Here is a 23,046-nt window from a genome sequence, read left to right as displayed (position 1 = left end):
CTGGTGGGAGATAACCATAATGAATAATGGCGACGTGAGCCGAAGCCGGCGCCGCTTCCTGATTGGTGCTACGTCTGTCGTTGGGGGTGTGGGTGTCGTTGGGGCGGCTGTGCCGTTCGTGGCGTCCTGGAATCCCAGCGCCAAAGCCGAGGCGGCAGGAGCCCCGGTCTCTGTCAGTATCGACAAGATCGAGCCGGGACAGCAGGTGACTGTTGAATGGCGCGGCAAGCCGGTCTGGATAGTGCGACGGACCGACGAAATGCTGGACAACATCAAGAAGCTCAACGACACGGTCAAAGACCCGCAGTCCAAAGAGGCCTCCCAGCAACCTGGATACATCGAGGGCATCTACCGTTCCCTGAAGCCGGACATCGCCGTGCTTGTCGGTATTTGTACCCATCTTGGATGCGTGCCCACCTATCGGCCGGAAGTCGCGCCTCCTGATCTGGGGCCGGACTGGCTGGGCGGCTTTTTCTGTCCGTGTCACGGCTCGCACTACGACCTCGCCGGCCGCGTCTATCAGAGTCAGCCTGCGCCACTGAATCTCGAAGTTCCGCCTTACCGTTATGACTCGGAGACCACCCTGACCATTGGTCTTGATCCGGAGGCTGCGTGATGCAAAAACTCATTCAATGGATTGATGCCCGGCTTCCCATTGTCGACGCATACAACAAGCACCTGGCCCAGTATTACGCGCCCAAGAACTTCAACATCTGGTACTTCTTCGGCTCGCTGGCGATGTTGGTGCTGGTGAACCAGTTGGTGACCGGCATCTGGCTGACCATGAGCTACAACCCGACCGCAGAAGGGGCGTTCGCCTCGGTCGAGTACATCATGCGGGACGTGAAGTGGGGCTGGTTGTTGCGCTACATGCACTCCACGGGGGCCTCTGCCTTCTTCATTGTGGTTTACCTGCACATGTTCCGTGGCCTCATGTACGGCTCCTACCAAAAGCCGCGAGAGCTGATCTGGATCTTCGGTATGCTGATCTACCTGGTGCTGATGGCCGAAGCTTTCATGGGCTACCTGCTGCCATGGGGGCAGATGTCTTACTGGGGCGCACAGGTGATCGTCAACCTGTTTGGCGCCATTCCCGGCATCGGCGACGACCTCTCGCTGTGGATTCGCGGTGATTACCTCATCTCCGGCATCACGCTCAATCGCTTCTTTGCACTGCATGTGATCGCGCTGCCCATCGTGCTGTTGGGTCTGGTGGTTTTGCATATCCTGGCGCTTCACGAAGTGGGGTCGAACAATCCGGACGGCATCGAAATCAAGAAGAACAAGGATGAGAACGGCATCCCCAAAGACGGTATCCCTTTCCATCCCTATTACACCGTTCACGATATAGTCGGTGTGGCGGTCTTCCTGTTCATCTTCTGCGTCGTTGTGTTCTTTTTCCCGGAAATGGGCGGTCTGTTCCTGGAGAAGCCGAACTTTGAGCCCGCCAACCAGCTGAAAACCCCTGCGCACATTGCGCCGGTGTGGTACTTCACGCCGTTTTACGCCATGTTGCGCTCGGTGACGGTGGACCTGTTCGGCCTGCCGGCCAAGTTCTGGGGTGTGGTGGTCATGGGCGCCGCGATTGCCATTCTTTTCGTGCTGCCCTGGCTGGATCGCAGCCCGGTGCGCTCGATGCGCTACAAGGGCTGGATGAGCAAGGTTGCCCTCGCCATCTTTGCTATTAGCTTCATCGTGCTGGGTTATCTGGGCATCAAGCCGCCGAGCGCCCTGCGCACCGGTATGGCGCAGGTGCTGACGACGCTGTATTTCCTCTACTTTATCCTCATGCCGTTCTATACAAGGATGGAAAAAACGAAACCGGTTCCGGAGAGGGTGACAGGGTGATGAGAAACATAATTGCGGGTCTCTTCCTGATCTGTTTGCCGGTCCTGGGTATGGCGGCCGGTGAAGGCAGCATGCCCCTCGATCACATGGAGCCGGATCTCTCCAACAAAGCCTCGTTGCAGCGGGGGGCGGCCTTGTTCACGAATTACTGCATGGGATGCCATTCCATGCAGTACGCCCGTTACAAGCGGGTGGCGAATGACACGGGGATCCCGGAGGAGCTCTACGAGGACAACCTGATCTTTACCGATGCCAAGATCGGTGAGTTGATGAAGAACAGTATGGACAAGGACCAGGCCGAAGCCTGGTTCGGTAACCCGCCGCCGGATCTGACACTCGAGGCCCGCCTGCGTGGGACGGACTGGATCTACTCCTATCTGCGCGGTTTCTACAAGGACGATGCCCGCCCCATGGGCGTCAACAATGTGGTTTTCGAAAACGTGGGCATGCCCCATGTTCTGGTGAATATGCAGGGGCTGTGCGCCGTGAAGCCGGAAATCGGCCACCAGTCGCGCATCGATCCGCTCAGCGGCAATGAGGTGAACGATACCGCCTGCCCGGAGTGGGCGATCGAGGGGGCCATGGATCCCGGCGACTTCGACGCCGCCATGTACGATCTGACCAACTTCCTGGCCTACATGGCCGATCCGGTCAAGCTCCAGCGTGAGCGACTGGGGATGTTTGTCCTGATCTTTATTGCCATCTTCTTCGTGTTTGCTTTCCTGCTCAATCGGGAGTACTGGAAAGACGTACACTAAAGAATCAGGTATAATCCCGCTTTGCAAGAATTCCAGTAGGGCGCAAGTCAGCCCGCTGGAATTTTGCGTTTAGCCATTTCATCTCTGTGTATCTGCAATCGTGGAGTAGTTCTATGGGCGTTGTGACCAAGCGGTCATCAATGACGTTTTTTTCCGATCCGGCGAGCCATTACAGCCACCGGGTGCGTATCGTACTTGCTGAAAAGGGCGTCACGGTGGACGTTGTCGACGTGGATCCCGATAACCCGCCGGAGGAACTCTCCGACCTGAATCCTTACAACGCGCTGCCCACGCTGGTTGATCGTGATCTGGTGCTCTACGAGCCCAATATCATGATGGAATACCTGGATGAGCGTTTTCCACATCCGCCGCTGTTGCCGGTCTACCCGGTTGCCCGTGCCAACAGCCGTCTGATGATTCATCGCATCCAGAAAGACTGGTGTGGCCTGGTCGATCAAATCCTGGCGCAGCCAAATGCCAAGGCCTCCGATGCCGCCCGCAAGGAGTTGCGCGAAAGCCTGCTCGCCACGGCACCACTGTTTGGCGAGATGCCGTACTTCCTGTCTGAGGAATTTACCATCGTTGACTGCTGTATCGGTCCGATCCTCTGGCGCCTGCCGGCCCTGGGCATCGAGCTTTCCGAGAAGCAGGCCAAGCCCCTGATCAAGTACATGGAGCGTCTGTTCCAGCGTGAGGGGTTCAAGGCGAGCCTGTCTGATCTCGAAGAAGACATTCGCAGCTAAGCCGAACCCATGTATTTTCGAGCCTGAGCGGGAGGCGTTATGTCTGAGAAGGCATTCAGAATGACAGCAAGCCGGCCCTACCTGGTGCGCGCTTTCAACGAGTGGATTCTGGACAACAACTGCACGCCCTACATCCTGGTGGATGCGGGCGTACAGGGTGTCCAGGTGCCGGCGGAGCACGTGGCCAACGGTCAGATCGTCCTCAACATCAGCCCCAGTGCGGTGAAGGGATTGATGATTGGCAACAGCGCCCTTGAGTTCAATGCGCGCTTTGGCGGCGTTCCCATGCAGGTGTCGGTACCGATGGTCGCGGTGCTGGCCATCTACGCCCGCGAGAACGGCGAAGGCATGGTGTTTGGCAGTGAGCCGGGCACGCCGGATCCAGATGGAACGGGTACGGATTCCGGTGACGGGCAGAGTCAGCCCGAACGCCCGTCCGGCAAGCCCAGCCTCAAAGTGGTGAAATAAACGCCAGCCATGGCGCAGGATGAATGGATGCTGAAAAGCCGACCCTCGGGTCGGCTTTTTTATGGGCGAAAGATTGTCGCGATCGGCTCAGCCGCCGAAGATCTTCTGGTCGATCAGGGCCGAGAGGGCGTTCATGATCAGGACAAATACCCCGGTGGCCTGAGCGTTGCCCAGATTGTGCAGGGCCAGTTCATGGTCGTCCGGATGGAGCAGGGAGGTGACGTCGGTCTTTTCCCGGGCGCTGAGAACCACCACTCTCATGCCGCGGTCGTGGGCCGCCTGGATCGCCTGGATCAGGTTGGCCTTATGACCGTCGTCGACCACCACGAACAGCGTATCGCCGTCTTTGCCCAAGGCTCTCACCTGCCGCGAGAAAGTCTCATTGAAGCGATTGTCCCGGCAGATAGCGGAGAACGTGGTGGCGTCCGCACCCAGATTAATCGCCGGTAAGGCGGGGCGATCCTGGTCGAAGCGGTTCAGCAGGTTGGTACAGAAGTACTGCGTCAGGCAGTTGGCGCCGCCGTTGGCGCACATCAGGATCTTGGCATCGGTCAGCAGTGATGCCACCAGCGTATCGGCGACCGCATCCAGCGCGGGGCCCACTTCGGCCGCGGCATGGGCGGCATTTTCCATATGCTCGGCGAACATGGCGTTGATCAGTGAATCGGCAGATTGTTCAGTCATGGTGAGGCATCAAAAGCATTCTTGATCCAATGGGCCTGATAGCGGCGTAAACGTCCCGGCTGGATGGCTATGACATCGAAGCGACAGGGATATTGCCATAGTTGGTGCCGCTGCAGGTAGTAATTGGCGGCTCGAATCAGGCGTTGCTGTTTGCGTGGGGTGACCGACTCCATGGGATTTTCGTAACTGGTCGTCCCGCGATAGCGGACTTCGACGAAGACCAGTGTCTCGCCATCACGGGCGATGATGTCCAGCTCGCCACCCCGACAATGAAAGTTGCGTCCAACGATGTGCAGGCCTTTGCGTACCAGGTAGCGAGCAGCGGCCTCTTCGGCTTGCTCGCCCTGCTTGCGCCGACCGTCCCTGGTCTCACGCATGGGGTTACTCGCGGGTTGGCGCTGTCACGCCGGTTGCCGGCGTTGTGCTGTCGATGGCTGTCTCGTCGGCAGGCGCGTCCTGGCGCGTTTCATCCGCAGGCTCGTCAGTAACCGGTTCGTCCAGAGGAGCTGGTACGCCTTGCTGGAAAATCGCCCAGCCCTGTTCCCGGCGTACCAGGCCGTCGGGCGTCATGCTCAGTGTGCCTGTCAGCCCGTCGACGTCACTGCCCTGGACCTGCGACAGCAGCTGCAGCTTGGAGGACAAGGCATAAGCGTCCATGCCCATGGCGAACAGGCGTCCATAGCGTTGGGTGATGTCAGGTAACGCGGCGCTGGCCCGCTGGCGACGTTCGCTGTCCGGATTCAGCATCCACGGGATGTCGGTGAAACGCACCCGTTCCAGGTCGCCATCACGACTCGGGTCCGGCTGGCCGGTGTAGATCGTGGAGGGTGAGTAAACGGGCAGGTCGCCACCGAAATAGAACGCAAACAGAGGGTTGAACTGACGGCCGATCGTGGGGGAGGCCACCAGCACGATGGCGTCGATGTCCTGCCGGCGGCGGGCTTCGAATTCCACGTTCTGGGCGATGGTGTGTTCGATGGTGATGGCCCGCTGACGGCTCTGGTCGATGCCGAACAGGTCCGCCACCGTCTTGCGCAGATTTTCGTTCGGGTCGTAACGAACGGCGTTGAGAATTTTGCCGCCATCCTGGTTCATGCGCTGGATCAGCGCGCTTTCCACGCGGTCTCCCCAGTCACCCCAGGGGATCAGGGCAACGGCTTGCGTGCGATCATCCGCCATCAGGCGATCCGCAATTTGACGAGCTTCATCTTCTGCAGAAAGGCCGTACTGATACAGTTGATCAGGATGCGACTGGCCGTCTTCCAGGTAGTTCAGGGCCAGCACTGGCGTTGGCAGGGAGGTGCGATCGGCGACCTTGGCCAGGGCGGACTTGTCGAGCGGGCCGACGACCAGGTCCGGCTTGGTTTGCTGAATGCGGTCGTAGAGCGCGTCGAACGCCTGATCGTTGGTGTCGAAGACCTGGATGCGGGTTTTAGTGCCCTCATTACGCTTGTCGTCCTCATAGAAGGCGGCAAAAAAACCATCGCGAATGGCTTGGCCTGCCTCGGCCAGCGGGCCGCTGAGGGGCAGTGCCAATGCAATATGCCCGGGGCGCTCTTCCGAAAGCGTGATAATCAGGCGCAGTTCGCTGGGCAGCGGGTTGGCTGCCGGATGATCCGGCCAGTTTTTCTGCCACTGGCGAATTGTGCGGCCCTGGGTGTCCAGCGTCACACCGGGCTGGCGCAGGGACAGGGCCAGCTCCAGCCAGCCTTGCTGCTCGTAGCCGATGGCGGTCTGGGCCGCCGCGTCCAGTTGGCTGTCCGGCGCGCGCTTGAGCAGCTGCCAGATTCGATCGTTGTCGGCCAGAGTGCCGCCATTGGGACGAATCGGGCTGGAGGCAATCAGTGTCTGTGCCGCCTTCAGGTATTGCCCCGCAAGTTCGAAGGTGCTGGTTTGCAGGCGTGCCGCCTGGGTCTGGTGGTTGTCGGGATACGTCGAGAATTGATCCACCGGCAGGGCGTCGGCGAAGTCCGCGGCCCAGCCACGGTCATCGAGCGCGATGATGCTGTCCATGGCCAGCAGGCGATACTGGTTGAGCGTATCCCCCTGAGCCTTGTCGAAAGCTTCGCTGCGCAGGATGGTGCGGGCGTCCTTATGACGATCGGCGTCCTGGTAGCGGGCGGCGGTGCTCAGAAGACCACGCAGGGCGGTATCGGAATAGCCGGAGGATTCGGCAATCGCCAGCGCGCCCTCCGGTGTGTCAGCCTGGTCGGGCTGGATGCCCATGGGGGTGCAGCCGGCCATCAAGACGGCCAGGGCCAGGAAAAACGCAGGGCGAAGGCGAAGAAACTCTCTCATCGTCATGCAATGCTCACAGTAGGGCGAATGGTTCGGAATTCCGCGGCCGCAACCGATCCCGCGGGACGTCCTGCCATGCCGCCGCTTGTGGTGCCGGCGGAACATGGGCATCATGCCGGAAATTTGCCAAGAAGCGAGTTTACCAGTTCGCCGTGGATTTCTCATGACGTCACTGTCATTCGCAAACCCGGCGTGCATCGCGCAACTTCAGGAAAGACACCATGCCCCACAGCGCTGCCGACTATGGCCTTCTCTATATTGTGGCGACTCCCATCGGCAACCTGGGCGATATCAGTCAGCGGGCGGCCGATATTCTGGCCAGGGTGGACTGTATTGCTGCGGAGGATACGCGTCACACACAACGCCTCCTGCAGGTGCTGGGCCTGCACAGGCCTCTGGTGGCCCTGCATGAGCACAATGAGCGCGAGCTTCATGAATCGGTCCTGCAGCGCCTGCGACAGGGCGAGTCGGTGGCGCTGGTTTCCGATGCCGGCACACCGCTGATTTCCGATCCGGGATTCATCCTGGTCCGTGCCGCGCGCGAGCAGGGGCTGACGGTGGTGCCCATTCCCGGTCCCTGTGCCATCACAACAGCCCTCAGTGCGGCCGGTCTGCCAACGGACCGGTTTACCTTCGAAGGATTCCTGCCCACCAAGCGCAAGGCGCGGCTGGACGCTCTCAAGGCCTTGCGGCACGAATCCCGAACCCTGGTCTTCTATGAAGCACCGCATCGCATTCGGGAAACGGCGGTGGCGCTGGCCGAAGCCTTTGGTGCCGAGCGTTCTGTGGTGCTTGCACGGGAGCTGACCAAGGCGTTCGAAACGTTTTACAGCGGGACGGCCGGAGATGTGGTCGAGCAGCTCGCCGAGGACGATTACGCCGAGAAGGGCGAGTATGTGGTCATGGTGGCGGGCGCGCCGGCGTCGTCGGAGGATGCCGCCACCGAAATCGATCCCGATGAGCTGCTGACGGTGCTGCTGCGCGAGGTGCCGGTCAAGGTGGCAGCGCGGATGGCGTCCGAGCTGACCGGCTTGTCCCGCAATGAGCTTTACCAGAGGGCGCTCGCACTGAAGGCGTGATGTTACGGTCTTTTTCGCTTGCACGCCTGGGGCGGGCGGCGTATTGTCTCGCCTGAGCTCGCCGGGCAGTCGCCGCCGGCCGCCATTGGCGGACGGGGGAGGAAAGTCCGGGCTCCACAGGGCAAGGTGCCAGGTAACGCCTGGGCGGCGTGAGCCGACGGAAAGTGCAGCAGAAAGGAAACCGCCTAAGCGCCTTCGGGCGCCGGTAAGGTTGAAAAGGTGCGGTAAGAGCGCACCGCGTGACTGGCAACAGTTCACGGCGATGGTAAACCCCACCTGGAGCAAGACCAAATAGGAGTCCGATGGCGTGGCCCGCGCTGGACTCGGGTAGGTTGCTTGAGGCTTGTGGTGACGCAAGCCCTAGATGAATGACTGTTCTCGACAGAACCCGGCTTACAGGCGAGCTCGCTTTTCTTTTCTCCCGTGTGATCTCTGTTGTTCGAATTTCCCTCCTGATATAGCGAAAAATTCTTACTCCTCAGGTTTTTTGTATAAATAGTGCTTCAGCTACTTGATTTATCGAAGGTTCTTGTCTCCATTTCCGGGTAGCTTCTCCTCTTCTCCTTCTAAACCCTTGTCATAACAGGAAGTTTTACAGGTGGGCCGCCTCTGACGGCGCTTGCATTGTATTTTTCGTGTTTCTATAGTGTGCAGAAGTGGGAAAAAGTGGATAGAAGTGGTTTTTTGTGGTTTTTGGAGGGCGAGAGTGGGAAAATTGCCCGCTCTTGATTTCGGCCCCGGCGATCCAGCCGGTTTGAGGCCAGCAACTGGCAGCATTTATGAGCAACTTTCTCGGCAGTCATGCCATCAACATGGACGCGAAGGGGCGCATTGCGATCCCGACCCGCGTGCGCGAGGAGCTCGCCGAAGTGTGCGGCGGCCGCATCGTGTTGACGGCCAATGCCGACGAGGAGCGTTGCCTGCTGGTTTATCCCGAGCCGCAATGGGACGAAATCCGCCCCCAGATTGAGGCGTTGCCGAACATGAACAAGGCGGCGCGCCGGCTGCAGCGCAAGATGCTGGGCCATGCCACGCCGCTGGAACTGGACGGTGCCGGCCGGGTGCTGGTGCCGCCAACGCTGCGCAGTTACGCGCGGCTGGAAAAGAAACTGATGCTGGTCGGTCAGGGCAAGAAACTGGAACTGTGGAGCGAGGAGCGCTGGTTCGCATGGCTGGATGAGTCCGAGGATGACGACGATATGCCGCCGGAGATGGAGTCACTTTCCCTATGACCGCGCAAAAAGGCGCCTCACCCAAGCATCTCTCGGTGCTCTTGAGTGAGGCGGTCGACGCATTGGTGGTCCGTGCGGACGGGCGTTATGTCGACGGAACCTTCGGGCGCGGCGGCCACAGTCGCCTGGTCCTGGAGAGGCTTTCCGACAGCGGGAGGCTGCTCGGGGTGGACAAGGACCCCGAGGCCATCGCAGTCGGCAGGGAGTTGGCGCAAGCCGACTCCCGTTTTCATATTGGTCACGGCTCTTTTGCCGAGCTTGAACGGTTTCTGATGGAGAGCGGCTGGCAAAGCATCAGCGGCATGCTGATGGACCTCGGCGTGTCATCGCCACAGCTGGACGATGCCGCGCGTGGTTTCAGCTTCATGCGGGAAGGGCCGCTGGATATGCGGATGAATCCCCAGCAGTCGCCCAGTGCGGCGGAGTGGCTCAACAACGCGCCGGAAGCCGAAATCGCGGATGTCATCTGGCGCTACGGTGAAGAGCGTTTTTCCCGCCGTATCGCACGGGCCGTCGTGGCGCGGAGGGCGGACGAGCCGCTGGCGACCACCCGCGAATTTGCCGAGCTGATTGCCGGCGCCGTGCCCAAAAAGGAAAAGCACAAACACCCGGCGACACGGACATTTCAGGCCGTGCGCATTTTTATTAATCGGGAACTGGAAGACCTGGAAGCCGGCCTGCAGACCGCGGTCGATCACCTCGAACCGGGCGGCCGTCTGGTGGTGATCAGCTTCCACTCATTGGAAGACCGCATCGTCAAGCGGTTCATGCGGGATCTGGCGCGAGGGCCTCAGTTGCCCCGCGGGTTGCCGGTGACGGCCGATCAGGCGGCATCGGACTTCCGCCTGATCGGTAAGGCCGTCAAGGCAGAAACAGACGAAGTGACCGACAACGTTCGGGCCCGGAGCGCCGTCATGCGTGTCCTGGAGCGTCGGTCAGGGAAGAGTGAGGTATAGCAATGGCAGCGGTAACGATTGAACGGCCCCAGGTCCAGACCCGCAAGCGTCTGCACCCGGAAACCATGAAGGCCGGCGTCAACACGGCCATGCGCCTGTCGCGCCGGATTTTTGCCGGACTGTGCCAGCGTCATGTGCTGATTTCTGCGGGCCTGGCCAGCGTGCTGGTGTTCTCGGCGATCGGCGTCGTCTACAGCGCCCACGAGAACCGGGTGCTGTTCAACGACCTGGCCCAGCTCCAGGCGCAGCGGGATGGCTACCAGCGGGAGTGGAGTCAGCTGCTGCTGGAGCAGAGTGCACTCAGTGCCCATAGCCGCGTCGAGGCGCGGGCTTCTCAGGGCATGGACATGGTTGTGCCCGGCAAGCAGGACATTGTCCTGGTGCAGTCGCAGCCATAACAACGATTATATCGAGCCGTCAGGGTAGGGAAACGTGTCCACATCGCAGTCGACACCCAGCACCATGCAGAAGCTGAAAGCGCGTCTGGCCGGTTGGCGTCATGCCACCGTGCTGGGCGCGTTTGTGCTTGTCATGGTGGCGCTGGCGGCGCGGCTGGTGCAGTTGCATGTGGTCGATCAGGATTTCCTGCGGCGCCAGGGCGAAGTCCGCACCGTCCGCACCGAGACCATCGATGCCCATCGCGGCATGATCACCGATCGTCACGGCGAACCGCTGGCGGTCAGCACCCCGGTTCAGACCATCTGGGCCAACCCCAGCGAAATGGATCCCAGCGATCCCCGGATTGCGCCGCTGGCCCGGATGCTCGGCGTCAGTGAGGGCGACCTGCGATCGCGTCTGAAGCGTTATGCCAGTCGCGAATTCATCTACGTCAGTCGCAAGATCCAGCCGGGTCTGGCGCGCAAAGCCATGGCGCTGGATATTCCCGGTATCTACAGTCGCCGGGAATACCGTCGTTACTATCCGACCGGCGAAGTGACCGCTCACGTCGTGGGCTTCACCAATATCGACGAGCATGGTCAGGAAGGTATGGAGCTGGCCTACAACGACTGGCTGTCCGGTGAGCGCGGCAGCAAGCGGGTGCTGAAGGATCGGCGTGGCCACGTCATCAAGGACCTGAGCCTGGTCAAAGACGCCAAGCCGGGGCGCAACCTGGAGCTCAGCCTGGACCTGCGGCTGCAGTATCTGGCTTACCGGGAGCTCAAGGCGGTCGTCCAGGCCCATCATGCCCGGGGCGGAACGCTGGTGATGCTGGATGTGGACACCGGCGAGGTGCTCTCCATGGTGAATCAGGGGTCATACAACCCCAACGACAGGAGTCAGCTGGACCCGGCCAATCTCAGGAACAAGGCCATTACGGATCTGTTCGAACCCGGATCGACGATAAAACCCATCACGATGGCGGCCGCCCTGGAGGCAGGTGTGGTGACCCCGAAAACCCGGATCGATACGAATCCGGGTTATCTTCGTTTTGGGCGCTACACCATCCGGGACACCAGCGACCACGGCGTGCTTGATCTCAAGGGCATCATTGCCAAGTCGAGCAACGTGGGGATGAGCAAGATTGCTGCGAAAATGGGTGGCGATCCGATCCGTGACATGTTCCTCAGCGTCGGCCTCGGGCAATCCACCGGTATCGGTTTCCCGGGCGAGGCCGTCGGCGTGCTGCCGGCCCCTACCCAGTGGCACCCGGTGGAAGTGGCGACCCTGTCCTACGGCTACGGCCTCAGCGTCAATGCGCTGCAATTGGCAGAGGCCTATATGGTCCTGGCCAATGGCGGTATCCGCTATCCGCTGAGCCTGATCAAGCGGGACGAACCACCCCGGGGGCAACGCGTCATTCCGGAGCACATTACCGCCCAGGTGCGGGAGATGCTCCAGGCGGTGATTGAAGACGGTACCGGCAAGCGCGCCCAGATCGGTTTCTACGAGGCGGGCGGCAAAACCGGCACCGTTCATCTGGTCGGTCAGCATGGCTACGAGGACAGTGAGTACAAAGCCATTTTCGCCGGTATGGCGCCTGTGGATAACCCCCGCATTGTGTGTGTTGTCGCTGTCGATGCGCCCAAGGGCGGGGAGTATTATGGAGGGGAAGTTGCCGCTCCCGTCTTTTCCCGGGTCATGGGTGACGCGCTGCGTTTGCTGAACGTGCGCCCGGACCTCGATGATAATCCTGTGGCATCCCAGCCACGGGACAAATCCGGGGGCAGGGGGTAAGCCATGAGCATGACATCCCTGAACCATCTCCTGACCGGTATCGTCGACGTTCCGTCGGTATTCGATGTCACGATTCATGGGCTGACTGCGGATAGTCGCAAAGTTCAATCCGGCGACGCCTTCGTGGCGATCGCCGGCGCCACTTCGTCAGCGGATCACTATGTGGCCGATGCCATTGAGGCGGGAGCCGTTGCCGTCCTGCTCGACGTGGATGAGGCCGAGTCGGCCTGTTACGAGCAGTCGGGGGCTCTGATCGTGGCCGTGCCGTCGCTGAAACAACAGATGGGCGTTATTGCCGATCGATTCTATGGATCACCGTCCAATGAACTGGATGTGATCGGCGTGACCGGGACCAACGGCAAGACGTCGGTGACCTATTTCGTCAGCCAGTTGCTGAGCGCCGCCGGCCACAGTTGCGGCATCATCGGCACGCTGGGTTACGGCGTGGGCGGTCAGATGGCGCCGGCGACCCATACCACACCCGATGTGATCACCATCAACCAGGCGTTGCGCAAGATCCGCGTTTCCGGTGGCAAGGCCGTGGCGATGGAAGTGTCGTCCCATGCGCTGGATCAGGGGCGGGTGAACGATGTGCGCATTCGCGGCGCCATTTTCACCAACCTGACCCGGGATCACCTCGACTATCACGGCAGTATGGAGGCCTATGCCGAGGCCAAGAGCCTCCTGTTCCGCCGTGATGGGCTCGAGTTCGCCGTGATCAATTTTGACGATCCGTTCGGGCGTCAACTCTACGGCCAGCTGGACGGGCAATGCGACCGGGTCCGCTTTAGCCTGCACGAATCCCAGACCGAGCTCTGGCTGAAGTCGCTGACCGCCCATGCCGATGGTTTCGACGCCACCTTCGACGGTGCCTGGGGCGAGTTTTCGCTGTCGGCGCCGCTGCTGGGAACGTTTAACGTCAGCAATGTGATGGCGGCGATCGCCACCGCGTTGCAGCTGGGGCTGTCGCGGGATGACGTGGTCTCGGCCGCCAAGAAATTGATGCCTCCGCCGGGCCGACTGGAAGTGTTCGCCGGTGCCGCCGGCATTCGTGTGGTGGTGGACTACGCCCATACCCCGGATGCGCTTCAGAACGCCCTCCAGGCTCTCAAGCCGCATGTGGAGGGCGATCTGTGGTGCGTCTTTGGTTGCGGGGGTGACCGTGATACCGGGAAGCGTCCTGAAATGGCGTCAGTTGCGGAAAAACTGGCGGATCGCATCATCGTGACCGATGACAATCCCCGCACCGAAGACCCGGGGGCCATTGTCAGTCAGATCATGGCGGGATTCGCCAACCCCGGCCGGGCTGAGGTGATCCACGAGCGGGAAGCCGCTATTCGGCAGGCGGTTTTCGAAGCCCTGCCGGGCGATGTGGTTCTGGTGGCTGGAAAAGGACACGAAACCTATCAGGAAATCCAGGGCGAGCGGCACGATTTCAGCGATGCCGGCGTCGTTCGTCAGGCGTTGGTCGACAGGGAGGCAGAACAATGATGCAGCGGTTCACCCTCCAGGATGCGGCCGAGATGGCCGGTGCCAGCCCGCAATCGGCGACCGTTGAATTCAGCGGCGTGTCGACCGACACCCGGACGATCAATCCCGGGGATCTTTTCGTCGCCCTGCGCGGTGATCGATTCGACGGGCATCGCTATGTGCTGGATGCGGCCCAGGCGGGTGCCGTGGCGGCGGTGGTCGATCAGCCGGTGGACGGCGTCGCGATCCCGCAACTGGTGGTGGACGATACCCTCAAGGCATTGGGGCGCCTGGCGCTGGGCAACAGGCTGGCCAGTTCGGCCCGTTGCGTTGCGGTGACCGGTAGCAGCGGCAAGACCACCGTCAAGGAAATGCTGGCCAGCATCCTGCGCCACCAGGGTGAAACCCTGGCCACCCAGGGCAACCTGAACAACCACATTGGGGTGCCGCTGACCCTGTTCCGGTTGTCGCCGGAACACCAGTACGCCGTGATCGAACTGGGTGCGAGCGGGGTCGGCGAGATCGCCTACACCGTCAACCTGGCCCGACCTGAAGTGGCGATGATCACCAATGCCGGTGAAGCCCACCTGGAGGGCTTCGGCAGCTATGAGAACATTGTCGAAGGCAAGGGTGAAATCGTGGAGGGTGTCGACCTGGATGGTGCCGTCGTTCTCAATGCCGACGACCCGGCCTGTCCGATCTGGCGCAAGCGTGCCGGCCAGCGCCGGGTGCTCACGGTGGCAGCGACCGACGATAAGGGAGCGGACTATCACTATCGTAATGTTCGTTCAGAAAACGGCCAGGTGACCTTCGAGGCAGTCGGTCCGGGCGGCTGGATTGCGCCGGTGCGACTCAACCTCCCGGGAACCCACAACTTATTGAATGCATTGATGGCCATCGCGGCGACCCGCGAGCTGGGCGCCACCGACGACGCCATCTATCGCGGGCTGGATGAATTAAAACCCGTTAAAGGTCGACTGGAGCAGATTGCGTTACAGTCCGGCGTCAATCTCATCGATGACAGCTACAACGCCAATCCCACATCGATGAAGGCGGCCGTGGATTACCTGTCCCGACTGCCGGGCACGGGCGTGGCGGTGCTCGGGTGCATGGCCGAGCTTGGCCCCGACGCCCATAAACTGCATGCCGATATCGGCACGTTCGCCCGTAAGCAGGGGGTGTCGCATCTGCTGGCGGTCGGGCCCAATACCGACGGTTACCTCGCCGGTTTTGGCGAAGGCGGCCAGGCGTTTGCCACCCACGACGAGGCGGTGGCATGGCTGCTCGCGCACCAGAAGGCGCCCATGACCATTCTCGTGAAAGGTTCTCGCAGTTCTGCCATGGATAACGTGGTCAGAGCATTGATCAAGAAGGTGAAACACTGATGTTGCTCTGGCTAGCAGACTTCCTCGCGCAGTATTTTGACGAGCTGACGGTCTTCCGTTACCTCACCCTGCGAGGCATTCTCGGCGTGCTGACGGCACTGCTGATCGCATTGATTATCGGGCCCTACATGATCCGCAAGCTGGGTCAGTACCAGATTGGTCAGGCGGTGCGGGACGACGGCCCGCAAACCCACCTGAGCAAGGCCGGTACGCCCACGATGGGGGGCTCGCTGATCCTCGTGGCCATTGCGGTCAGCACCCTGCTCTGGGCCGACCTGACCAACCGCTATGTCTGGATCACCCTGCTGGTGACGCTGCTGTTCGGGGCCGTCGGCTGGGTGGACGACTATCGAAAGGTGGTCGAGCGGAACCCGCGGGGCCTGCCGGCACGCTGGAAGTATCTCTGGCAGTCCGTGATTGGCGCCGGTGCGGCTATTGCACTTTTCTATTCATCGAGCCTGCCGCAGGAAACGTCGCTGTACCTGCCGTTCTTCAAGAACGTCAGCATTGTGATGGGCCCCGCCGCCTTTATCCTGCTGACCTATTTCGTGATTGTGGGCAGCAGCAACGCGGTCAACCTGACCGACGGCCTGGATGGGCTGGCGATCATGCCGACGGTCATGGTAGCCGCGGCCCTGGCCATCTTCTGCTATCTGTCCGGCCACGCGCAATTCGCCTCCTATCTGCTGATCCCGCACCTGCCGGGCAGCGGCGAGCTGATCGTGTTCTGTGGTTCTCTGGTCGGCGCCGGATTGGGCTTCCTCTGGTTCAACACCTATCCCGCCCAGGTGTTTATGGGCGATGTGGGCGCGTTGGCGCTGGGTGCCGCGCTGGGTGTCGTGGCGGTGATCGTTCGTCAGGAACTGGTGCTGTTCATTATGGGCGGCGTGTTCGTGATGGAAACGGTTTCGGTGATCCTGCAGGTGGCATCCTACCGCCTGACCGGGCGGCGCATCTTCCGGATGGCGCCGTTGCATCACCATTTTGAATTGAAGGGCTGGCCCGAGCCGCGCGTCATCGTGCGGTTCTGGGTCGTGACGGTGGTTCTGGTCCTGGTTGGACTGGCCACGCTGAAGATTCGTTAAGCGGTTGGATCGTCGATGAGTGTCATTGTTTCAGATCGTCGCACATTGATCGTAGGGCTCGGTAAGACCGGGCTCTCGTGCGTGCGCTACCTGTGTGAACAGGGGCGGTCTGTTGCCGTGGCGGATTCCCGGCAGCAACCGCCGGGCCTGGACGAATTGCGCCAGAACTGGCCGGACGTGCCGGTTCATTTGGGTGAATTCGATGCCGAGTTGTTTGCCGGCTTTAACGAGCTGGTGGTCAGCCCCGGTATCAGCATTGCGACTCCGGCGATCAAGGAAGCCAAGGAGAAAGGCGCGCACATTCGCGGGGATATCGACCTGTTCAGTGAGGCGGCCCGGGCCCCGATCGTGGCGATCACCGGCTCCAACGGCAAGACGACCGTCACCACCCTGGTGGGCGAAATGGCCCGTGGTGCCGGAGTGAACGTCGCGGTCGGTGGCAACATCGGCACGCCGGCGCTGGATCTGCTGGCGGAGGACGTTGAGCTGTACGTGCTTGAACTGTCCAGCTTCCAGTTGGAAACCACCGAAGAGCTGAACGCCGCGGCGGCGACCATCCTCAACGTGACCGACGATCATATGGATCGCTATCCCACCAAGATGGCGTATTTCCAGGCCAAGCAGCGCATCTACAACGGCTGCGAGAAGGCGGTGATCAACCTGGACGATGCCCTGAGCCAGCCCATGGCCCGGGACAACCTGACGTTCCGTTGTTATGGCGAACACCGCATCAACCCGGACACCTTCAGTCTGCGCGAGGATGACGGTCAGCTCTGGATCACCTACGGCTTCGATAACCTGATCCGCGCTGATGAGCTGCGGTTGATCGGTCGCCACAACCTGCTGAATGTGATGGCAGCGCTGGCATTGGGGGACTGTGTGGGGCTCCCGATGGAGGCCATGTTGAACGTCGCCCGCCAGTTCGAGGGGCTGCCTCACCGTTGCCAGTTTGTTCGCACGGTGAATGGCGTGGAGTACATCAACGACTCCAAGGGCACCAACGTGGGAGCCACAGTGGCTGCTCTGGAAAGCCTGCGGCCGGCCCGGGGCAAGCTGGTACTGATTGCCGGCGGTGACGGTAAAGGCGCCGATTTCACACCGCTGAAGGCGCCGGTGCGCCAAAGCTGCCGGGCAGTCATGGTGTTTGGTAAGGACGCGGGCCTGCTGGAAGAGGCTCTGTCCAGCGAGGCCGATGTGCGCCGCGTGGATGATCTGGCCGGCGCGGTCCGTGAAGCAAGCCAGTTGGCGGAACCGGGCGATCGCGTCCTGTTGTCGCCGGCCTGTGCCAGCCTGGACATGTTCACCAATTACGAGGCGCGCGGTGCCGCCTTCATCGAGCAGGTGGAGGCGCTGTCATGAACGCAACGCTTGCCATGAAACTGCCGCGCACCGGTGGCCTGCAGCCACTGCCCCTGTTGATCTTCAGTGCTGTGACGCTGTTGCTGATCGGCGTGGTCATGATCGGCTCCGCGTCCATGGACACGGCCGCGCAAAACATGGACAACGCCTACTACTACATCAGTCGCCAGTTTGTGTACGCCTTCATGGGCGCGGCACTTTGCCTGGTGGTGGCCAACGTGCCCCTGAGCTGGTGGGAACGCAGCGGCTGGCTGTTGCTGGGCATCGGTTTATTGACCCTGGCGCTGGTATTGACGCCGCTGGGTCGGACGGTAAACGGGTCGACCCGCTGGATTCCGTTGGGCCTGTTCAACGTGCAGGTGTCCGAGGTGGCCAAGATCTGCCTGATCGCCTACCTCGCCGGTTATGTGGTGCGTCGCCGCGACGAGCTGGTGAATACTTGGTTCGGCTTCCTCAAGCCGGTGTTGGTGCTCGGCTTCGCGTCCATGTTGCTGGTCATCGAGCCGGACTTCGGTGCGACGGTCGTGTTGATGACCGCGGCCTTGGGGATGATCTTCCTGTCCGGCGTGCGCCTGAGCCGCTTCCTGCCGCTGATCGCCGTGTGCCTGGCCTTGGGTGTGGCACTGGTGGTATTCCAGCCCTACCGGCTGAAGCGGGTGGTGTCGTATCTCGATCCCTGGCAGGACCAGTTCGACACCGGTTACCAGCTGACCCAGTCGCTGATCGCCTTCGGCCGGGGCGAGTGGTTTGGCGTCGGGCTGGGCAATTCGGTGCAGAAGCTCTTTTATCTGCCGGAGGCCCACACCGACTTTATTTTCGCGATCATCGCCGAGGAATTCGGGCTGATCGGCTCGCTGTGCATCCTGCTGCTGTTCGGACTGCTGGTGTGGGTGGGGCTGGTGATTTCGCGCCGCGCGGAGCAGGCGGGGATGCCGTTTGCGTCCTGTTTCGGCTACGGCCTGACGCTGCTGATTGGGCTGCAGGCGGCGATCAACATCGCGGTGAATACGGGCCTGTTGCCCACCAAGGGGCTGACCTTGCCGCTGGTCAGTTATGGCGGCAGCAGCCTGCTGGCCACCTGTGTCTGTGTCGGGGTTCTGGCGCGCATCGAGATGGAGCGTCTGGACAAGCTGGAGCAGGCCAGCGAGGGCGGTCAAGGCAAGGCAAAAACCAAAGGAGGGGCCAGTTATGACGACTAGGCGCTTCCTGATCATGGCCGGTGGCACCGGCGGGCACGTGTTCCCGGCGCTGGCAACAGCCCGTCGTCTGCAGGAACAGGGCCATGAGGTGTTCTGGCTCGGTTCCCGCGGCGGTATGGAAGAACGGCTTATCGGCGAGACGGATATCCCGATGGAAACGATTACCGTCTCCGGATTGCGCGGTAAGGGCCGGCTGGCTCTGCTGCTGGCTCCGTTCAAGCTGGGGCGGGCGCTGGTCCAGGCGCTGGGTGTGATGCGTCGAATCAAGCCGCATTGCGTTATCGGCATGGGCGGCTTTGTGACCGGTCCCGGCGGTGTGGCGGCCTGGCTGACCCGGACGCCGCTGCTGGTTCACGAACAGAACGCGATCGCCGGCATGACCAACCGGATCCTGGCCCGCTTTGCCGAGACGGTGATGGAAGCGTTTCCCGGCAGCTTTGGCAAGCAGGTGGTGACTCGCTATACCGGCAACCCGGTACGTGGCGACCTGGCTCAAATGGCGGCGCCGGAGGCCCGGTTTGCCGAGCGGAACGGACCGGTTCGCCTGCTGGTGCTGGGCGGCAGTCTCGGTGCCCAGGCGATTAATACGACGCTGCCGCGTGCACTGGCGTTGATGCCGGAAGATCAGCGCCCGACCGTTCGCCACCAGTGCGGAACGCGTAACCTTGAGACCACCGAGGCGGCCTACGACGCAGCGGGTGTGACCGCGACGTTGGAACCGTTTATCAGCGACATGGCCGAGGCCTACGGTTGGGCCGACCTCGTGTTGTGCCGGGCAGGGGCGTTGACCATCGCCGAACTCTGCGCGGTAGGGCTGGGCGCCATCCTGGTGCCGTTCCCCCACGCGGTGGACGATCACCAGACCCTGAACGGGCAGCAAATGGTACAGGCGGGGGCAGCGATCCTGATCCCGCAGAGCAAACTGACAGATGACGTGTTGGCCGACACCCTGAGCACCCTCTGCAGCGATCGCCAGAAAGTGGCGGCGCTGGCGGATGCGGCCCGCTCACTGGCCCGGGCCGACGCTACGGAGCGAGTTGTGAATTATTGTCTGGAGGCGGCCCATGGCTGAATCAACCAATCCGCCGCTGGTGTATCAGGTTCCGGAAATGCGCCGGATCCGCCGCATCCATTTCGTCGGCATCGGCGGCGCGGGCATGTGTGGTATTGCGGAAGTCCTGCATAACCAGGGGTATGAGGTGTCTGGCTCCGATTTGAAAGCCGGCGCCGTGACCGAACGCCTGAAAAGCCTGGGTGTGCAGATCTTTATCGGCCACCGCGAGGAAAACAGTGCGGACGCTGACGTGGTCGTGGTATCGACGGCCGTCAACGCGGAGAACCCGGAAGTGAAAGCGGCCCGGGATCGTCGTGTGCCGATCGTTCCCCGGGCGGAAATGCTGGCGGAGATCATGCGCTATCGCCACGGCATTGCGGTCGCCGGGACCCACGGCAAGACCACCACCACCAGCCTGATTGCCTCGGTGCTGGGCGAGGCCGGCCTGGACCCCACGTTTGTGATCGGCGGCAAGCTCAACAGCGCCGGTACCAATGCCCAACTGGGCGGTTCGCGCTATCTGGTGGCGGAAGCGGATGAGAGCGATGCGTCTTTCCTGCACCTGACGCCGGTGATTTCCGTGGTGACCAACATCGAAGCGGATCACATGCACACCTACGGCAACGATCTGGAGAAGCTTAAACAGACGTTTGTCGATTTCCTTCACAACCTCCCGTTCTACGGCGTGGCGGTGATGTGCAGTGACGACGCTTACGTGCGGGAAATTACCCCTCGGATCTCACGAGCCATCATCACCTATGGCATCGAGGATGAGGCGGCGGACTATCGCGCAACCGACATCCAGTCCGACGGTCTGCAGACCCACTTTGTGGTCAAGCGGCCCGGCGGTCGGTCGGATCTCAAGGTCTCCCTGCGTATGCCCGGTCGCCACAACGTTCTCAACGCGCTGGCGGCGATTGCCGTCGCCAGTGACGAGGGCGTCGATGATGATGCGATCGTCCGTGGTCTCGCCGGCTTTGCCGGCGTCGGGCGGCGTTTCCAGGTCTATGGCGATTACCCGATCGAAGACGGCACGGTCACGTTGGTGGACGACTACGGTCATCACCCCACTGAAGTGGCCGCGGTGATCCGAGCGGCCCGGGAAGCCTGGCCGGACCGCCGTGTGGTGATGCTGTATCAACCGCATCGTTACAGTCGGACGCGGGATCTCTATGAAGACTTCGTCAAAGTGCTGTCCGACGTGGACGCGCTGTTATTGATGGACGTGTACGCCGCCGGCGAGCCGGCCATTCCCGGGGCAGACGGGCGCAGCCTCTGCCGCAGTATCCGTCAGCGCGGCAACATCGAGCCGATCTTCGTCGAGAAGGACGACGACATCCAGAAACTCCTGTCACGCACCCTGAAGGACGGCGATGTGCTGTTCACCCAGGGCGCCGGTGACATCGGCGGCGTGGCAGCGCGGCTGGCCGCTTCCGGGCTCAAGGCGGGAGGTGGCGCATGACGGCACCAATCTATCGCGCCGATCCGGATCTGGTGAATGCGCTTGGCCGCGTGGCGGTCCTGATGGGGGGCAATTCCGCTGAGCGGGCGGTCTCGCTGAAAAGTGGCGACGCCGTGCTGAATGCCCTGATCGCCGCCGGCGTGGACGCGTTTGGCATTGACGTTCAGGGTAGCCTGCTCAACGCAGTGAGCCCGGAGGATTGCGACCGGGTCTTTATCGCCCTGCACGGTCGCGGCGGTGAGGACGGCACCATTCAGGCGATTCTGTCGGAGTCCGGCATCCCCTATACCGGAAGCGATGTGCTGGCCTCGGCCCTGGCCATGGACAAACTGCGCACCAAATACGTGTTCGAAGGTTGCGGTCTGAAAACACCGAAGTTCCGCACCATGGCTTCGGTGCAGGATGCGGACGGCATCGTGGCGGCACTGCGTATGCCACTGAGCGTCAAGCCGGCCCGGGAAGGGTCGAGCATCGGCATTCGCAAGGTCAGCAGCCGCGAGGAACTGGTGGAGGCCTATGAAGCGGCCAGCGAACACGACCCTCTGGTGCTGATCGAGGAATGGGTGGAAGGCCCGGAATTTACGGTCAGCGTGCTGCAGGGGCACGCGCTGCCGGCGATCGGCCTGAGTACCGATCACGTGTTCTACGACTACGACGCCAAGTACCTGAGTGACGACACCCGTTATCAGGTGCCGTGCGGATTGGCGCCAGACGACGAGTTGCGCCTGCAACAGCTGGCGTTGGAGGCCTTCCGGGTGGTGGGCTGCCGCTCCTGGGGGCGGGTCGACATCATGCAGGACGCAGACGGCGAATTCTGGCTGCTGGAAGTCAACACCGTTCCCGGCATGACAGACCACAGTCTGGTGCCCATGGCGGCTCGAGCCGCTGGTATGAGTTTTGAGGAACTGGTGGTCCGGATCCTTGAGGACACCCTGGAGAACGCCGATGCGTGACCTGCTGAGCCTGCGTATGCGTCAACCCCCGGAGCCGCCGCGTCGGCGCGGGGCCACGTCGATGGAGCCGGATCGCCAGCGGTTCAATCCGCTGGGCGTGATCTGGGGTTGGCTACAGACGCTGCCATGGCTGCAGGTCTCGCTGGGAACGGCAGTGCTTATCCTCGCCGGGCTTGTCCCCTGGGCGACGGGCTCGGCGCTGAATGCGCTGGATCGGCCCATCGTGGATGTGGAAGTGAAGGGTGATCTCAAGGGGTTGGACAAGCAGCAGCTGCGTGCGGACTTGGGCAACTGGGTGGGTCGCAGCTTCTTCGCCACCGACCTGGAGGATGTAAAGCACCAGGTCGAGCGTGAGCCCTGGGTGGAATCCGCCGCGGTGCGCCGGGTCTGGCCCGACCGACTGGCGATCGACATCCGTGAGGAGCGCCCGCTGGCCTACTGGAATGACGGCGAGCTGATTGGTCGCTCGGGTCACGTGTTCCGGCCGGCAAACCCGCAAGTGGCAGGTAGCCTGCCGCATCTGGCGGGACCGGAGGAGCGGGCCGGGGAAGTGGTGTCAGTGGCCCGGAAAATGGCCAACAAGCTGCATGACAAGGACATCGGCTTCGCCGGCCTGACCCTGGAAAAGCGGGGCGCCTGGACGTTGAAACTGTCCAACGGCATTGAAGTCGCCCTGGGGCGTGACCAGGTGGACAGTCGCTTCGACCGGTTTATGACGGTCTACCAGAAACGACTGGCCTCGCGCGCCGATGAAGTGGAACGCATTGATGCCCGCTACACCAACGGTGTGGCGGTGCGCTGGAAGACGCTTGAGAAAGCGCCTGAGAAAAATTCATAG

Annotated in this window: 22 protein-coding genes and 1 other RNA gene; 20 read left to right on the top strand and 3 right to left on the bottom strand. The window is 61.8% G+C overall.

The annotated features are described in order from the left end of the window. Positions 1-19: 19 nt before the first annotated feature. The 5 genes from petA (at position 20) to J3364_RS18005 (ending at position 3,817) form a co-directional block, all read left to right on the top strand. Entirely contained in the window at positions 20-616 is a 597-nt protein-coding gene (petA, locus tag J3364_RS18025) for a ubiquinol-cytochrome c reductase iron-sulfur subunit (RefSeq protein WP_349559596.1), read from the top strand. Further along, positions 616-1,848: a cytochrome b gene (locus J3364_RS18020; protein WP_349559595.1), complete on the top strand. Its 1,233-nt coding sequence runs from the start codon at positions 616-618 to the stop codon at positions 1,846-1,848. The genes petA and J3364_RS18020 overlap by 1 nt, the downstream gene beginning before the upstream one ends. Next, entirely contained in the window at positions 1,848-2,606 is a 759-nt protein-coding gene (locus tag J3364_RS18015; RefSeq protein ID WP_349559594.1) for a cytochrome c1, read from the top strand. Before J3364_RS18020 ends, J3364_RS18015 begins: the two co-directional genes overlap by 1 nt. A gap of 113 nt (positions 2,607-2,719) precedes the next feature. Continuing rightward, the gene (locus J3364_RS18010; protein WP_123636770.1) at positions 2,720-3,349 is read left to right on the top strand and encodes a glutathione S-transferase N-terminal domain-containing protein; all 630 of its coding nucleotides are present in this window, start codon (positions 2,720-2,722) and stop codon (positions 3,347-3,349) included. A 60-nt stretch (positions 3,350-3,409) separates the two neighbouring features. Beyond that, entirely contained in the window at positions 3,410-3,817 is a 408-nt protein-coding gene (locus J3364_RS18005) for a ClpXP protease specificity-enhancing factor (protein ID WP_190294993.1), read from the top strand. 87 nt (positions 3,818-3,904) lie between these two features. Here J3364_RS18005 and J3364_RS18000 read toward each other — a convergent pair whose 3' ends face one another. The 3 genes from J3364_RS18000 to J3364_RS17990 are packed head-to-tail and all read right to left on the bottom strand — an operon-like array spanning position 3,905 to position 6,805. Then, positions 3,905-4,501 carry an SIS domain-containing protein gene (locus tag J3364_RS18000; RefSeq protein ID WP_123635992.1) on the bottom strand — a complete coding sequence of 199 codons (597 nt, stop codon included), beginning with the start codon at positions 4,499-4,501 and terminating at the stop codon, positions 3,905-3,907. Continuing rightward, positions 4,498-4,878 (bottom strand): YraN family protein, encoded by a 381-nt coding sequence (locus tag J3364_RS17995; protein ID WP_349559593.1) that lies wholly within the window; start codon positions 4,876-4,878, stop codon positions 4,498-4,500. The genes J3364_RS18000 and J3364_RS17995 overlap by 4 nt, the downstream gene beginning before the upstream one ends. Before the next feature lie 4 nt (positions 4,879-4,882). Beyond that, complete coding sequence (locus J3364_RS17990) at positions 4,883-6,805, bottom strand: penicillin-binding protein activator (RefSeq protein ID WP_349559592.1); 1,923 nt, start codon at positions 6,803-6,805, stop codon at positions 4,883-4,885. A 215-nt stretch (positions 6,806-7,020) separates the two neighbouring features. Between J3364_RS17990 and rsmI the strand changes: the two genes are divergently transcribed. The 15 genes from rsmI to J3364_RS17915 all read left to right on the top strand — a co-directional run bounded on the left by rsmI (position 7,021) and on the right by J3364_RS17915 (position 23,046). Next, complete coding sequence (gene rsmI, locus J3364_RS17985; protein ID WP_349559591.1) at positions 7,021-7,878, top strand: 16S rRNA (cytidine(1402)-2'-O)-methyltransferase; 858 nt, start codon at positions 7,021-7,023, stop codon at positions 7,876-7,878. A gap of 53 nt (positions 7,879-7,931) precedes the next feature. After that, an RNA gene (rnpB, locus tag J3364_RS17980) (RNase P RNA component class A) lies at positions 7,932-8,290 on the top strand. Between the two features lie 367 nt (positions 8,291-8,657). Beyond that, positions 8,658-9,110: a division/cell wall cluster transcriptional repressor MraZ gene (gene mraZ / locus J3364_RS17975; RefSeq protein ID WP_123635996.1), complete on the top strand. Its 453-nt coding sequence runs from the start codon at positions 8,658-8,660 to the stop codon at positions 9,108-9,110. After that, complete coding sequence (gene rsmH, locus J3364_RS17970) at positions 9,107-10,066, top strand: 16S rRNA (cytosine(1402)-N(4))-methyltransferase RsmH (protein ID WP_349559590.1); 960 nt, start codon at positions 9,107-9,109, stop codon at positions 10,064-10,066. Before mraZ ends, rsmH begins: the two co-directional genes overlap by 4 nt. 2 nt (positions 10,067-10,068) lie before the next feature. After that, the gene (gene ftsL / locus J3364_RS17965) at positions 10,069-10,464 is read left to right on the top strand and encodes a cell division protein FtsL (RefSeq protein WP_123635998.1); all 396 of its coding nucleotides are present in this window, start codon (positions 10,069-10,071) and stop codon (positions 10,462-10,464) included. 64 nt (positions 10,465-10,528) lie between these two features. Then, positions 10,529-12,241, top strand: coding sequence for a peptidoglycan D,D-transpeptidase FtsI family protein (locus J3364_RS17960; protein WP_349559603.1), 1,713 nt, complete (start codon positions 10,529-10,531; stop codon positions 12,239-12,241). A gap of 3 nt (positions 12,242-12,244) precedes the next feature. Next, positions 12,245-13,732 (top strand): UDP-N-acetylmuramoyl-L-alanyl-D-glutamate--2,6-diaminopimelate ligase, encoded by a 1,488-nt coding sequence (locus tag J3364_RS17955; RefSeq protein ID WP_349559589.1) that lies wholly within the window; start codon positions 12,245-12,247, stop codon positions 13,730-13,732. Beyond that, entirely contained in the window at positions 13,729-15,096 is a 1,368-nt protein-coding gene (locus J3364_RS17950; RefSeq protein WP_349559588.1) for a UDP-N-acetylmuramoyl-tripeptide--D-alanyl-D-alanine ligase, read from the top strand. Before J3364_RS17955 ends, J3364_RS17950 begins: the two co-directional genes overlap by 4 nt. Next, entirely contained in the window at positions 15,096-16,181 is a 1,086-nt protein-coding gene (gene mraY, locus J3364_RS17945) for a phospho-N-acetylmuramoyl-pentapeptide-transferase (RefSeq protein ID WP_123636002.1), read from the top strand. Before J3364_RS17950 ends, mraY begins: the two co-directional genes overlap by 1 nt. A 15-nt stretch (positions 16,182-16,196) precedes the next feature. Next, a complete protein-coding gene (gene murD / locus J3364_RS17940; RefSeq protein WP_349559587.1) occupies positions 16,197-17,540 on the top strand; it encodes a UDP-N-acetylmuramoyl-L-alanine--D-glutamate ligase in 1,344 nt (447 codons plus the stop codon). Then, positions 17,537-18,739, top strand: coding sequence for a putative lipid II flippase FtsW (ftsW, locus tag J3364_RS17935; RefSeq protein WP_349559586.1), 1,203 nt, complete (start codon positions 17,537-17,539; stop codon positions 18,737-18,739). The genes murD and ftsW overlap by 4 nt, the downstream gene beginning before the upstream one ends. Then, positions 18,729-19,811 (top strand): undecaprenyldiphospho-muramoylpentapeptide beta-N-acetylglucosaminyltransferase, encoded by a 1,083-nt coding sequence (gene murG / locus J3364_RS17930; protein ID WP_349559585.1) that lies wholly within the window; start codon positions 18,729-18,731, stop codon positions 19,809-19,811. Before ftsW ends, murG begins: the two co-directional genes overlap by 11 nt. Then, complete coding sequence (gene murC / locus J3364_RS17925) at positions 19,804-21,255, top strand: UDP-N-acetylmuramate--L-alanine ligase (protein WP_349559584.1); 1,452 nt, start codon at positions 19,804-19,806, stop codon at positions 21,253-21,255. The genes murG and murC overlap by 8 nt, the downstream gene beginning before the upstream one ends. Then, positions 21,252-22,208, top strand: a complete 957-nt coding sequence (locus tag J3364_RS17920) for a D-alanine--D-alanine ligase (RefSeq protein WP_349559583.1) — start codon at positions 21,252-21,254, stop codon at positions 22,206-22,208. Before murC ends, J3364_RS17920 begins: the two co-directional genes overlap by 4 nt. Beyond that, positions 22,201-23,046, top strand: a complete 846-nt coding sequence (locus tag J3364_RS17915; protein WP_349559582.1) for a cell division protein FtsQ/DivIB — start codon at positions 22,201-22,203, stop codon at positions 23,044-23,046. The genes J3364_RS17920 and J3364_RS17915 overlap by 8 nt, the downstream gene beginning before the upstream one ends.

Origin of the sequence: Marinobacter sp. NFXS9 (assembly GCF_040148665.1) — a bacterium.
GTDB lineage: Bacteria > Pseudomonadota > Gammaproteobacteria > Pseudomonadales > Oleiphilaceae > Marinobacter_A > Marinobacter_A mangrovi.
This window is presented reverse-complemented; position numbering and strand designations above follow the sequence as displayed.

Excerpts from the sequence above, each read along its gene's own strand:
- petA (WP_349559596.1), top strand. The coding sequence starts at position 20 with ATGAATAATGGCGACGTGAGCCGAAGCCGGCGCCGCTTCCTGATTGGT.
- J3364_RS18020 (WP_349559595.1), top strand. The coding sequence starts at position 616 with ATGCAAAAACTCATTCAATGGATTGATGCCCGGCTTCCCATTGTCGAC.
- J3364_RS18015 (WP_349559594.1), top strand. The coding sequence starts at position 1,848 with ATGAGAAACATAATTGCGGGTCTCTTCCTGATCTGTTTGCCGGTCCTG.
- J3364_RS18010 (WP_123636770.1), top strand. The coding sequence starts at position 2,720 with ATGGGCGTTGTGACCAAGCGGTCATCAATGACGTTTTTTTCCGATCCG.
- J3364_RS18005 (WP_190294993.1), top strand. The coding sequence starts at position 3,410 with ATGACAGCAAGCCGGCCCTACCTGGTGCGCGCTTTCAACGAGTGGATT.
- J3364_RS18000 (WP_123635992.1), bottom strand. The coding sequence starts at position 4,501 with ATGACTGAACAATCTGCCGATTCACTGATCAACGCCATGTTCGCCGAG.
- J3364_RS17995 (WP_349559593.1), bottom strand. The coding sequence starts at position 4,878 with ATGCGTGAGACCAGGGACGGTCGGCGCAAGCAGGGCGAGCAAGCCGAA.
- J3364_RS17990 (WP_349559592.1), bottom strand. The coding sequence starts at position 6,805 with ATGACGATGAGAGAGTTTCTTCGCCTTCGCCCTGCGTTTTTCCTGGCC.
- rsmI (WP_349559591.1), top strand. The coding sequence starts at position 7,021 with ATGCCCCACAGCGCTGCCGACTATGGCCTTCTCTATATTGTGGCGACT.
- mraZ (WP_123635996.1), top strand. The coding sequence starts at position 8,658 with ATGAGCAACTTTCTCGGCAGTCATGCCATCAACATGGACGCGAAGGGG.
- rsmH (WP_349559590.1), top strand. The coding sequence starts at position 9,107 with ATGACCGCGCAAAAAGGCGCCTCACCCAAGCATCTCTCGGTGCTCTTG.
- ftsL (WP_123635998.1), top strand. The coding sequence starts at position 10,069 with ATGGCAGCGGTAACGATTGAACGGCCCCAGGTCCAGACCCGCAAGCGT.
- J3364_RS17960 (WP_349559603.1), top strand. The coding sequence starts at position 10,529 with ATGCAGAAGCTGAAAGCGCGTCTGGCCGGTTGGCGTCATGCCACCGTG.
- J3364_RS17955 (WP_349559589.1), top strand. The coding sequence starts at position 12,245 with ATGAGCATGACATCCCTGAACCATCTCCTGACCGGTATCGTCGACGTT.
- J3364_RS17950 (WP_349559588.1), top strand. The coding sequence starts at position 13,729 with ATGATGCAGCGGTTCACCCTCCAGGATGCGGCCGAGATGGCCGGTGCC.
- mraY (WP_123636002.1), top strand. The coding sequence starts at position 15,096 with ATGTTGCTCTGGCTAGCAGACTTCCTCGCGCAGTATTTTGACGAGCTG.
- murD (WP_349559587.1), top strand. The coding sequence starts at position 16,197 with ATGAGTGTCATTGTTTCAGATCGTCGCACATTGATCGTAGGGCTCGGT.
- ftsW (WP_349559586.1), top strand. The coding sequence starts at position 17,537 with ATGAACGCAACGCTTGCCATGAAACTGCCGCGCACCGGTGGCCTGCAG.
- murG (WP_349559585.1), top strand. The coding sequence starts at position 18,729 with ATGACGACTAGGCGCTTCCTGATCATGGCCGGTGGCACCGGCGGGCAC.
- murC (WP_349559584.1), top strand. The coding sequence starts at position 19,804 with ATGGCTGAATCAACCAATCCGCCGCTGGTGTATCAGGTTCCGGAAATG.
- J3364_RS17920 (WP_349559583.1), top strand. The coding sequence starts at position 21,252 with ATGACGGCACCAATCTATCGCGCCGATCCGGATCTGGTGAATGCGCTT.
- J3364_RS17915 (WP_349559582.1), top strand. The coding sequence starts at position 22,201 with ATGCGTGACCTGCTGAGCCTGCGTATGCGTCAACCCCCGGAGCCGCCG.